Source organism: Patulibacter sp. NPDC049589, from assembly GCF_040675535.1.
In the GTDB taxonomy this organism is placed as follows: domain Bacteria; phylum Actinomycetota; class Thermoleophilia; order Solirubrobacterales; family Solirubrobacteraceae; genus Patulibacter.
Genome location: NZ_JBFAPC010000176.1, coordinates 1 through 11,288 on the forward strand (window position 1 = coordinate 1; position 11,288 = coordinate 11,288).

At 74.0% G+C, this 11,288-nt stretch carries 11 protein-coding genes and 1 pseudogene; 2 read left to right on the forward strand and 10 right to left on the reverse strand.

All coding sequences use genetic code 11. From position 1 onward, the window contains the following. The coding region (locus tag AB0L40_RS23355; protein ID WP_364360428.1) for an FAD-binding protein at window positions 1–1,196 on the forward strand (1,196 nt) is incomplete at its 5' end. Window positions 1,197–1,288: 92 nt separating this feature from the next. On the opposite strand, the gene AB0L40_RS23360 is transcribed toward AB0L40_RS23355, so the two are convergent. From AB0L40_RS23360 to AB0L40_RS23385, 6 genes are all read right to left on the reverse strand, one after another. Beyond that, window positions 1,289–2,383, reverse strand: a complete 1,095-nt coding sequence (locus AB0L40_RS23360; RefSeq protein ID WP_364360430.1) for a DUF1385 domain-containing protein — start codon at window positions 2,381–2,383, stop codon at window positions 1,289–1,291. A gap of 143 nt (window positions 2,384–2,526) precedes the next feature. Beyond that, complete coding sequence (locus tag AB0L40_RS23365) at window positions 2,527–2,811, reverse strand: type B 50S ribosomal protein L31 (protein ID WP_364360432.1); 285 nt, start codon at window positions 2,809–2,811, stop codon at window positions 2,527–2,529. A gap of 103 nt (window positions 2,812–2,914) precedes the next feature. After that, the gene (locus AB0L40_RS23370) at window positions 2,915–3,688 is read right to left on the reverse strand and encodes a hypothetical protein (protein ID WP_364360434.1); all 774 of its coding nucleotides are present in this window, start codon (window positions 3,686–3,688) and stop codon (window positions 2,915–2,917) included. Between the two features lie 167 nt (window positions 3,689–3,855). Next, a complete protein-coding gene (locus tag AB0L40_RS23375) occupies window positions 3,856–5,583 on the reverse strand; it encodes an electron-transfer flavoprotein:ubiquinone oxidoreductase (RefSeq protein WP_364360436.1) in 1,728 nt (575 codons plus the stop codon). A 12-nt stretch (window positions 5,584–5,595) separates the two neighbouring features. Further along, complete coding sequence (locus tag AB0L40_RS23380) at window positions 5,596–6,567, reverse strand: electron transfer flavoprotein subunit alpha/FixB family protein (RefSeq protein ID WP_364360439.1); 972 nt, start codon at window positions 6,565–6,567, stop codon at window positions 5,596–5,598. Beyond that, window positions 6,567–7,361 (reverse strand): electron transfer flavoprotein subunit beta/FixA family protein, encoded by a 795-nt coding sequence (locus tag AB0L40_RS23385; protein ID WP_364360441.1) that lies wholly within the window; start codon window positions 7,359–7,361, stop codon window positions 6,567–6,569. The genes AB0L40_RS23380 and AB0L40_RS23385 overlap by 1 nt, the downstream gene beginning before the upstream one ends. A 380-nt stretch (window positions 7,362–7,741) precedes the next feature. On the opposite strand from AB0L40_RS23385, the gene AB0L40_RS23390 reads away from it, so the two are divergent. Continuing rightward, complete coding sequence (locus AB0L40_RS23390) at window positions 7,742–9,442, forward strand: hypothetical protein (RefSeq protein WP_364360443.1); 1,701 nt, start codon at window positions 7,742–7,744, stop codon at window positions 9,440–9,442. Here AB0L40_RS23390 and AB0L40_RS23395 read toward each other — a convergent pair. The 4 genes and pseudogenes from AB0L40_RS23395 to AB0L40_RS23410 all read right to left on the reverse strand — a co-directional run. Further along, the gene (locus AB0L40_RS23395; protein WP_364360445.1) at window positions 9,430–10,026 is read right to left on the reverse strand and encodes a biotin transporter BioY; all 597 of its coding nucleotides are present in this window, start codon (window positions 10,024–10,026) and stop codon (window positions 9,430–9,432) included. The genes AB0L40_RS23390 and AB0L40_RS23395 overlap by 13 nt on opposite strands. Before the next feature lie 84 nt (window positions 10,027–10,110). Beyond that, window positions 10,111–10,617, reverse strand: coding sequence for a MarR family transcriptional regulator (locus tag AB0L40_RS23400; RefSeq protein WP_364360447.1), 507 nt, complete (start codon window positions 10,615–10,617; stop codon window positions 10,111–10,113). Between the two features lie 184 nt (window positions 10,618–10,801). After that, a complete protein-coding gene (locus AB0L40_RS23405) occupies window positions 10,802–11,098 on the reverse strand; it encodes a transglycosylase family protein (RefSeq protein ID WP_364360449.1) in 297 nt (98 codons plus the stop codon). A 9-nt stretch (window positions 11,099–11,107) separates the two neighbouring features. Beyond that, window positions 11,108–11,182, reverse strand: a pseudogene (locus AB0L40_RS23410) (peptidoglycan-binding domain-containing protein); the annotation flags it as partial. Window positions 11,183–11,288: the final 106 nt, after the last annotated feature.

Consider the following 11,288-nt stretch of genomic DNA (forward strand, 5'->3'; position numbering starts at 1 on the left):
TCGCGAGGAACTTCTCGCTCGAGCCCGGGACCGAGTGGCAGGTCCGGCGCGGACGCAGCGGACGGGGCGAACGGGAACCGGAGGGTGCGCTCATGCTGCTGCGCACGGGGCTCCTGCAGGGCGTCGCGGTCGACGCGGAGCGCCGCGTGGCGCGGGTGGCAGCGGGGACGACCGCGGCCGCCCTGTCCGCCGCGGCCGCCGAGCACGGCCTGGCGGCCAACGTCGGGATGGCGGCGGGCGTCGGCGTCGTCGGCTCGCTGCTCGGCGGCGGGCTCGGGTGGCTGTCGCGCCGGCTCGGGCTCGGCGCGGCCGACGTCCTGGCGGTGGAGCTCGTGACCGCCGACGGCGGCTTGGTGCGCGTGCAGGCCGGCGAGGCGGACGACCTGCTCTGGGCGCTCCGCGGCGGCGGCATCCCGCTCGGCGTGGTCGTCGCGCTCGAGGTCCGGCTCCACCCGGCCCCGACCGTCCACGCCGGCGCGCTGTTCTGGCCCGTCGAGCGGGGCGCCGAGGTCCTCCGCGCCTGGCGCGACTGGTGCGACGGCGTGCCCGACGACGTCACCTCCGTCGGCCGCCTGCTGTGGGTGCCCGCGTTCCCGGAGATCCCGGCCCCGCTGCGCGGCCGGGCGTTCGTGGTGGTGGAGGCCGCGTGCCTGCTCGACGACGGCCGGGCGTCCGGGGTCCTCGCGCCGCTGCGGGCACTGGGCCCGGAGATCGACACGTTCGCCCGGATCCCCGCCCCCGCGCTGGCGGCGCTGCACATGGACCCCCCCGAGCCCGTCCCGGCGGTGCTCGACCACCTGCTGCTCGACGAGCTGACCGACGAGGCGATCGACGCCGTGGTCGCTGTCGCGGGCCCGCCGGTGATCTCGCTCGAGCTGCGGCAGCTCGGCGGCGCGCTGCGGACACCGACCGGCGCCGACGGGGCGCAGTGCGGCCTGGACGGCGCGTTCCTCGCCAACGCCGTGGCGATCCTGCCCGGGCCGGAGGCCGCCGGCGTCGCCCGGCAGGCGATCGGCCGGGTCACGGGCGCCCTCGGGCCGTGGGACACCGGGCGGCGCTTCACGAACTTCGTGGACCGGCCCGGGAGCACCGCCCCGACGCTGGCCACGGAGACCGCGGTGCGCCTGCGGGCCGTCCGGGCGGCGTGGGACCCGACGGGGCTGTTCGTCTCCGCGCACGCTCCGGCGCGGGACTGAGCCGCCGCTCCCCGTCACGCAGCCGCCGGGCCGGCCTCGCCGGGCCGGCGACGTCTCCCGGGCCCCGCCCGGGAGCCGGCGGGGACGTCTCCCTAGGCCGCGACCTCGATGCCGACGAGCTCGCGGCGGGTCGCGGTGCGCGGGTCCTCGCGGTCCAGCACGGCCTGCATCGCGGCGATCGCGACGGCGAGCTGCGCGTGGTCCGGCTCCTTCGTCGTCAGGCGCTGGAGCTGCAGGCCCGGCCACATGAGGAACGAGACGAGGCCGTTGCGGCGGTGCTTGCCGGCGAACTTGATCGCCTCGAACGAGAGGCCGATGACGAGCGGGATCCCGATGATCCGGCTGGACATCATCCAGTACCACTCGAGCAGTCCGAGCGGCGCGAAGACGAAGATCGCGACGATCATCACGATCAGCATGAAGCTCGTCCCGCAGCGGGGATGCAGGCGGCTGAACCGCTCGGCGTTCTCCGGCGTCAGGGGCAGGTCCGCCTCGTAGCAGGCGATCGTCTTGTGCTCCGCCCCGTGGTACTCGAAGACCCGTCTGAGGTCGGCCAGGCGCGTGACGAGCACGAGGTAGCCGAGGAAGATCGCGGTCCGCAGGACGCCCTCGACCATCCAGAACAGCCACCCGCTGCCGAGCTGGTCCTTGATGAGGCTCGTGAGCCCGACGGGCGCGAGGAAGAAGAGGCCGACGGCGAGGCCGATCCCCCCGAGCGCGGCGATGATCCACTGCCCGCGGCCGATCTCCGGCTCGTCCTCGTCCTGCTGCGCGTTGGCCGCCAGCTGCAGGGCGCGGAAGCCGATCTTCAGCGACTCCACCAGCGCGACCATGCCGCGCAGCACCGGCGTGCGGAGGAGCTTCTTGCGGGCGAGCACCGACCGGAACGGGAAGACCTCGACGGCGATGTCGCCGCGGGACGCCTCGCCCGCGGGGACGGCGCCGTCGACGAACTGCTCCGGGAGCGGCGTGCGGATCGCGACGGCCCAGTGGCGGACGCCGCGCATCATCACCCCCTCGATGACCGCCTGGCCGCCGACGGGGGCGTCGCGCTGCACTGCGTACTCGGACGCCCGGCGGGAGCGGCTGTGGTCGTCGCCGGACGGTGGAGCGGTGCGCTCGAGGTCCGGACGGCGTGTGCGCTCGCGCTCGGCGTCGGCGCGGCGGGTCCTCGAGGGCGCATCCATACGCGGTCCCTCGGCAGCGCGGTCGTCGGGCCTGAGCCTCCGACCGCGGGCCCCCACGGATGACCGAGGAGGCGGCAGGCGCTCCGCCGGCCCGTCGCGATCGAACTGATCGAACGGCCGGTCCCGGGCGGAGCGCCCCGGCACTACGACTCCGGCGTGGCCTTCGCCTCGGCGGCGTCGGACGCCTCGCGCTTGGCGGCGCGGCGCTTGAAGCGCTCGACGCGGCCGGCGGTGTCGACGATCTTCTGCTTGCCGGTGTAGAACGGGTGCGACGCGGACGACAGCTCCACGTCGATCACCGGGTACGTCGTCCCGTCGATCTCGATCGTCTTCGTGCTCTTGACGGTCGAGCGCGTGATGAACGTGGCGCCGGCGCCGGCGTCACGGAAGACCACGGGGGCGTACTCGGGGTGAATCTCAGTCTTCATGGCCGGGGAACCCTAGCAGCGACGGCGTCCACGGCGACCCGCGCCCCTCCGCGCGGACCCGCCGCGGCGGGTCCGTGGACGACGAGGACGGCGCGGCCGCGGGTCATCGCGACACCGGCGCGCACGGCGCGCTGAGCACGTCGTCGGTGGCCACGCGGTCGTCGACCAGGCCGTCGGGATCGAGCTGCACCGTCACGGGCTGGCCCTGCACGCAGCGCCGCCCGGGGACCAGCAGGACCTCGCCGGCCGCGGCGGGACGTACGCTGCCGGTGGCCAGGACCGTCTGGCCCTGCCGCACCACCACGGGGACGTCGACGCCCTTCAGCGCGTCGAGGCCGTCGGAGGCCAGGCCGATCCGGTAGGCGACCTCGCCGCCGGCGGTGCTCGGCTGCCAGCCGAACTCGCCGGTCAGCCCGACGTCGGGCCGCAGGTCCTTGACCTTGCACGCCTTGCTGACGCGCTCCGTCGCGCGGTAGCCGCCGAAGGCCATCCACTTGTACGTGGCGCGCAGGCGGTAGGAGCTGCCCGCGTGCAGGCCCTGGACGTTGAACCGCCGGCTGAGGCTCGGCGCGCCGGAGCGGGCGGTGACGAAGTCGCCGAAGCCGGCCGGGACGGCCGCGCCCTTCAGGGCCTTCCAGCGGCCACCCGGCAGGCGCTCCTCCAGCCGGACGGCGAAGCCGTAGGACGACGTCGGCGGCACGTCGCGCATCCGCACCGTGAACGAGGCGGCCCGGGCCTGGGGATCCGTCGCCGACGTCGTGCAGACGCCGCGCGAGACCTTCGAGGCCCCGGCGGGGATCGTCGGGGCGGAGACGGCGGACGCGCCGCCGGGCAGGGCGAGGAGCCCCGCGGCGGCGAGGACGGGGACGAACGGCACGGACCGAAGGAGTGCGGGCAAGGCGGGGGCCACGGGTCGGGGGGGACGAGGAGCGGGCGCACATCATCGCGCACCACTGTCCCTACAAACGCGCGAGGGGCGCGCAAGTTGCGCGCCCCTCGGGACGTCCTGCCGATGTCCCGGCTCGCGAGGGCCGGGATCGGGGATCAGGTGGCCTGGTACGACGGGCCGTCGCCGCCCTCGGGCGGGGTCAGCCGGCCGCCGCGGGCGGTGATCGCACCGCACTGCACGCAGTTGGTGTAGTTGACCGTGACGTCGACGAAGCCCTCCTTGGGCTGGTCGTCCTCGATCTCGTACACGCCGGCGGGGCACATCCACGCCCACGCCTCGGCGACCTCGCGCTTGACGTGCTTCTCGATCCGGATGTGGCTCGGCGCGTCGTCGCGCGTCGCGTTGCCGGTGATGAAGACCGACGAGAGCTTGTCGAAGAAGTACTTGCCGTCGGGCTGCGGGTAGCGGTCCTTCAGCGGCTTGTCGGGGATCGAGACCTCGACCTCGGCGTCGCGGTGCAGCGAGGGGCCGCCGCCCGGGGGCAGCTTGCCCTTCGTGACGAAGTCGAGGCCCGAGAGACCGGCGCCGACGAGCAGCGAGTGCGCGTCCAGCAGCGGGCGGTTGTTCTGGACCTCGCGCAGCGTCTTGCCGACGAGCGAGTCCTCGATCGCGGTCTCGTACGACGAGTAGTCGTTCGAGCCGGCCTTGAGCTGGGTGAAGATCGACTCGGCGGCGAGGCGGCCGGCCTCGATCGCCATGTGGACGCCCTTCAGGCGGGCCATGTCGACCATCGACGCGCACTCGCCGGCGATGACGGCGCCGGGCGTGGAGAGCTTCGGCATCGACTTGTAGCCGCCGGCCTGGATCGCCTTGGCGCCCCAGGCGGTGCGCTCGCCGCCCTCGAGGATCTCGCGGACGTACGGGTGGGCCTTGAACGCCTGCAGCAGGTCGTGGACCGACGCCGTGGCGTCGGGCGTGTGCAGCGGCAGCACGTAGCCGATGGAGACCTGGTCGTCGCCCAGCGGGTAGATCCAGCCACCGCCGGCCTCGGCCTGCTTCTTCTGCGGGCGCGCGGGCCAGCCGAAGGTGTGGATGACCTTCTTGAAGGGGGTCTTGACCTTCCAGACCTCCTTGGCGCCGATCTCCCAGATCGCCGGGTCCTTGCCGGCGGCGAGGTCGAAGCGCTTGACGGCGGCGCCCGTGAGATGCCCCCACGTGCCCTCGGCGAGGACCGTGGCCTTCGCCGTCATGTCCATGCCGGGCTCGAAGTTGCGCAGCTCCTCGCCTTCCTTGCCCCGGCCCTTGTCGCCGGTGCGGATGCCGACGACGGCGTCGCCGTCGACGAGCAGCTTGGCGGCGGCGGTCTCCGTGAGGATGTAGGCGCCGGCGTCCTCGGCCTGCTCGGCCAGCCAGCGGCACAGCTGGGCGATCGAGATGACCCAGTTGCCCTTGTTCTTGAAGTTCGGGGGCGTGGTCGGGAACGAGAAGGACTTCTTCTCGTTGCGCAGCCACACGGCACCGTCGTCCTGGGCCTCGGTGTAGGCCCAGGGCATGTCGTTCAGGTCGACGTCCGGGAAGAGCGTCTTGAACGGGCCCGGCTTCATCACGGCACCGGACATGTTGTGCGCACCGCACACCTTGCCCTTCTCGATGACCGCGACCGGGACCTCGCCCAGCGACTCGAGCAGCTCCGGGTCCTCCGCGAGGAGCTGGAGCAGCCGGTTGGCGCAGGCGAGACCGGCAGGGCCGCCGCCCACGATGGCGACCCCGACCTCGATGCGCTCGTCCTCGGGATCCGTCGGCGCAGCGACGAACTCCTCGACGACGTCGACCGGGGGCGGGAACTGCGACGGAGCGACGCCGCCGTTGTGGGAAGCAGCCATGCCGGTTCTCCTCTAGCCCTTCTTGGCCTTGATCGCCTCGGCGAGCGCCGGGACGATCGAGTGCAGGTCGCCGACGACGCCGAGATCCGCGAACTCGAAGATCGGGGCGTTGCCGTCCTTGTTGATGGCGACGATGTTGTCCGCCGACTGCATGCCGACCTTGTGCTGGATGGCGCCCGAGACGCCGAGTCCGACGTACAGCTTCGGCGCGACGGTCTTGCCCGTCTGGCCGATCTGGCCGGCGTAGGGGAACCAGCCGGCGTCGACCGCGGCGCGCGTGGCGGCGACGGCGGCGGTGCCGCCGAACGCCGCGGCCAGGCCGTCGGCGACGGAGAAGTTCTCCGCCGAGCCGAGGCCGCGACCGCCGGTGACCAGCACCGACGCGTCCTCGATGTTGACGTCGGCGCCGCGCTGCTCGCCGCGCGTGACGACCTCGACCTTGCCGGCGGCGTCGGAGAACGTCACGTCGACGTCCTCGACGGTGACCGGGGAGCCGGACTCGACGGGCTCGAACGCGTTCAGGCGCGCGGCGATGACGCCGAGGCCCTCGAACGCGATGTCGGAGATCTGCGTGTCGCCGAGGATCGGGCGCTCGGCCACGACCTTGCCGTCCGCGACCTTGAGACCCGTGATCTCGACGCCGAGGCCACCGCCGCGACGGGCCGCGAGGCCCGCGCCGGCCTCGAAGCCGAGGAGGCCGCCGCCGAAGATGACGTAGCCGTAGTCGCCCGTGTCCAGGACCGCGTCGAGCGCGTCGACGACGGGCTGGGAGACGCCGGCCTGGGCCTTGACCCGGAACGCCTTCGTGGCGCCGTAGGAGCCGATGGAGCCCGCGGTCTCGTCGGAGACGTCCTCGCCGACGAAGACCGCGTGGGCCTCGCCGCCGAGCTCGCCGGCCAGCTTGGCGGCCGTGGAGACGGCGCCCAGGGAGTTCTTGTTGATCGCGCCCTCGTGGTGCAGCGCGTAGACCAGGATGTTCGTCATCAGATCAGCTTCCTGTCGTCGAGCCAGGTGACGATCTTCTCGACCGTCGCGGCGGTGTCCTCGTCCTCGATCAGCTCGCCGGCGGCCTTCGCGGGCGGCTGCTGGGAGCCGGTCCAGACGGCCTTGCGGCCGGCCTCGCCGACCTTCGAGGCGTCGATGCCGGCGTCGCCGAGCGACAGCGACTCGAGCGGCTTCTTCTTCGCGCCCATGATCGCCTTCAGCGACGGGTAGCGCGGCTCGTTGATGGCGTCGCCGACCGAGATCACGGCGGGCAGCGTCACCTTGACGGTGTCGTAGCCGTACTCGGCCTGACGCTCGGCCGTGATGGTCTGGCCATCGACGTCGAGCTTGATGACCTGGGTCAGGCCGGGCCAGCCCAGGTACTCGGCCACGGCGGCGCCGACGGCGTAGCTCTGGCCGTCGTCGGACTGCTGGCCCGCGAGGACCAGGCCCGGGTTCTCACGCTTGATGAGCTCGGCCAGGGCGTAGCCCGTGCCGACCACGTCGGAGCCGACGAGTCCGTCGTCGGTCAGGTGGATCGAGCGATCCGCCCCGAGCGAGACGGCCTTGTGCAGCGCCTTGACGGCGGTGGACGGGCCGACCGTGATGGCGACGACCTCATCGACCTCGAGCGCGCCGCTCTCCTTGAGCTGCAGCGCGGCCTCGATGGCGTGGGTGTCGAACGGGTTCAGCGTCTTCTCGCCACTGCGGTCGAGACGACCGGTGGACGAGTCGACCTGCTTCTGAACGGCCGCGTCCGGGACCTCTTTCACCAGGACGACGATCTTTGTCACTTGTGAGCCTCCTTGGGGGCCGACGGGCGGTCGGAGTGTAGCGCGGTTGACTGACGGATCAATCATAGATCCGAGGGGTTCCACGTATTTTCCGACCGTCGGTAACTTCGCGGGCGTTGGCGGGGCGCCAGTACGACGTGCACCACGCGTCCGGTCCCCGCCGTGTCCCTCGTCCGACGCTACGCCCGGAAGGGCGCTGCCGGATGCGAGAGACGGTGCCGCCGCGCGTCGGCGCGATCCTATTACGCACGGTGCACGCGGCGTCCGGCGCCCCCGCGGACGCGTTGGAGCGTCACACTGCGGCGCGACAGGAGACGGGCCGCGTCCGGGCGCGCCCGGACGACGGCGCGGCGCCCACCCGGGCACGGGATGCTGACGGGGTGAGCACGAGGCTCGACTACCCAGCCGCGGCCCCCGCATCCGCGCCGCGGCCCCGACCCCGGCGCCCGGCCGCGTCACGGCGCCGCGCGCTGACCGCCGGCGTCGTCGCGGTGGCGCTCGCGGGCGCGCTCCCCGCCCTCGCCCGCGCGCAGCCGGGCGTCGACGTCCCGCTCGTCCTGCAGGACGACGCCGAGCTCCTCAACCGGACGCCCGACCGGGTCCGCCACGACCTCGAGGCCGCGCGGGACGCCGGGGTCGGCGTCGTCCGGATGACCGCCAGCTGGTCGCGGATCGCGCCGGACCCGCAGGGCACGACGCGGCCCGGCGGCGGCTTCCGCCCGGCCGACCCGGAGACCTACCCCCCGGGCGCCTGGGACCACCTCGACCTGGCCGTGCGCGAGGCCCACCGCGCCGGGTTGCGCGTCCTGATCGACATCGCGTTCTGGGCACCTCGCTGGGCCGTCGCGCCCGACTCCCCGGACCGCGACCGCCCGCGGCTCCGCCCCGACCCGGGCGCGTTCGCGGCGTTCTCGACGGCCGTCGCCCGGCGCTACGACGGCTCGACGCCCGGGTCCGGCGGCGCGGACCTCCCCCGCGTCGACCTCTACGCGACCTGGAACGAGCCCAACCACCCGGCCTTCCTCTCGCCGCAGTGGCGCCGCGAGGGCCCGGGGTGGAACGCCGAGTCCGCCGACGTCTACCGCGCGATGCACGAGGCCGCCGCGCCCGCGATCCGCCGCGCGTCCCCCGGCGCCACGGTCCTCCTGGGCAACCTCACGTCGATCGGCGGGCGCGACGGCGAGCAGGGCGTGCCGCCGCTGCGGTTCCTGCGCCGACTGGCCTGCGTCGACGACGCGCTACGCCCGGTGACGGACGGCGCGTGCGCGGGCTTCCGGCCGGTCCGGGCCGACGGGCTCGCGTTCCACCCCTACACGCGCTACGTCACGCCCGGCACGCCGGCGGTCGGCCGCGACCGCGTGCAGCTCGCCGACCAGGACAAGCTCCAGTCGCTGCTGCTCCGGCTCCGCGACGCCGGCCGGATCGTCCTCGGCGACGACCCCGACGTCCCCGCGCCGGTCTGGCTCACCGAGTACGGGTACGAGGCGAAGGAGGACGACCCGTACCAGCCGTTCACCCGCGCGGACCAGGCGCGCTTCGTCGGCTGGAGCAGCTACCTCGCGTGGCGCTCGCCGGGCGTGGTCTCCGCCGCGCAGTTCCTCCTGCGCGACATCGACCCGGCGGAGACCGGGCTGCCCGCCGACGACCGGCGCCGCTACCGCGACTGGCAGAGCGGGGTGCTCGACCGCACCGGGGCGCCCAAGCCGGCGGCCGGGGCGCTCGCGCTGCCGTTCTGGCCGCGACTCGTCGGCGAGGGCTCGCCCCGGCGCCTCTGGGTCTTCGCGCAGGTGCGTCGCGGGCTCGGCGTCCGCACGATCGCGGTGCAGCGCTGGGACCGGGAGGCCGGCGCGTGGGCGCCGGTGGCGCTGCGGTCCTGCGGCGCGCCGCGGCCCGGCTGCGGGGGTCCCGGCGACGGGGACCCCTTCACGGGCCCGGTACGGACGGACCCGCAGGGCGTGGCGGTCCGGGTCGGACCGCCGGTGGCCGACCCGGGCGACGAGCTGCGCCTGCTCTGGGAGCAGGCCGACGGCTCGTGGCTCTCGGGGCCGCCCGTGGTGATCGGACCTGATCAGCCCTCGTAGCGGCGGACGGCCTTCCAGGCCGCCGGCAGGAGCGCGCCGCCGACGGCGGCCTTCACGAGCCCGCCGACGATGAAGACGGTGAAGCCGTAGTGCACCGCGTCGCCCCAGCTCATGTGCGTGACGGCCTGCAGGACGAGGACGCCCGGCACGAAGACCAGCAGCTGGCCGAGCACGAACGCGGCGAACGCGAGGTGGATCTTCTTGTCGGCGCCGCGCTCGGCCAGGAAGCCGATCAGGGCCGTCGCCAGCACGAACCCGACGAGGTAGCCGCCCGAGGAGCCCCAGAGCGCCTCGACGCCGGAGCCACCGTCGGCGTAGACCGGCAGCGCGAAGCCGAGGACGATGTAGAGGAGCATCGACGACGTGCCGCGGCGCAGGCCGAGCGTCGCGCCGACGAGGCCGACGGCCAGCGTCTGGCCCGTCATCGGGACCGGCGTCATCGGGATCGTGATCTGGGCCATCAGGCCGGTGAACAGCGCGCCGAAGAGGACGAGGACGGCGTCGCGGACGCGAGCGCCCGGGAGGACGTCCGCGAGGACGGTCCGTGGCCGGACGACGACGCCAGGGGAGGTGATGGAGCTCATTTCGGGAACCCTTTCACACCCGCCACCCCGGCCGCTTCCGGACCGGAGGGACCCTCCGCCCGGTCGTGGGGGGGGGTGGCCCGCTCAGACCTCGAAGTCGCCCGCGCCGCGGCGGACGGACTCCAGCAGCGTCGTCAGCTGCTCCTGCTCGCCGGGCTCCAGCGCCTCGAGCGAGAAGGCGGCGGCGTTCATGTCCAGCGTCGCGGTCTGGGCCACCCGCCGGCCCTCCTCGGTGATCTCGGCGAGGGTGGCGCGGCGGTCGCTCTCGTGCGGCACCCGCCGGACGAAGCCGTCCTGCTCGAGCTTGTCGACGATGTTCGTGACGCTCGTGCGGTGCACCTGGAGGCGCTCGCCGAGCTTGCCCAGCGGCAGCGCGCCGTCGCGCGTGAACGACAGCAGCATCAGCGCCTCGTAGCGCGGGAACGTCAGCCGGTGGTCGCGCAGCACGGCGTTGAGCTGCGCGAGGAGGATCTGCTGGACGCGCATGACGGAGGTCACGGCCGCCATCGGGCGCGCGGGCTCGGGGCCCCAGCGGTCCGTCCAGTGGCGCCGCGCCTCGCCGATCGGGTCTCTGCGCAGCGGTGCGGGCACGCCGGAACCCAATCACACCGCGCCACGGGCCGGGGGACGGCACGAGCCGCCCCCCGGGGCCTCCACGGCGCTCACGACGTGCCGCGGACGGCCGGCCCGTGCGCTGCGGGAAGCGCTCGCCGGCGCTCGCTACTTCCCGCAGACGGCTGGCCCGTGCGCTGCGGGAAGCGCTCGCTGGCGCTCGCTACTTCCCGCAGACGGGCCAGGGCTGCGCGCCCCGGTCGGCGAAGAGCTTCGCCGCGATGCGGTCCTGCGTGGCCTCGGGGGCCGCGGCCGGGTCGCCCGTGCCGCCGTTGGCCCGCCACGTCTGGCGGTCGAACTGGTACTTGCCGCGGTACTGGCCGGTCGACGAGATCGCCGTCGGGTCGCCGCCGGACTCGCACTGCGCGATCTTCGCGAGCGCCGCGTTCGGGGCGGTGCCGGTGGCCGCGGCGTCCTTCGTCGTCGCCGAGCGGGTCGACGCGGACGCCGAGACGCCCATCTCCTGGAGCGTCAGGGGCCCGATGACCCCGTCGGCCTCCAGGCCGTTCTGCCGCTGCCAGGCCTTCAGGGCCTTGCGGGTCTGGGGACCGACGACGACGAAGCGGGCGTCGCCGGAGAAGCCCGGACTTGATTTTTATACCGTTTGGTCGGTAGAAGTCCAGGCATGGATCTGGATCTGCCCGAAGACG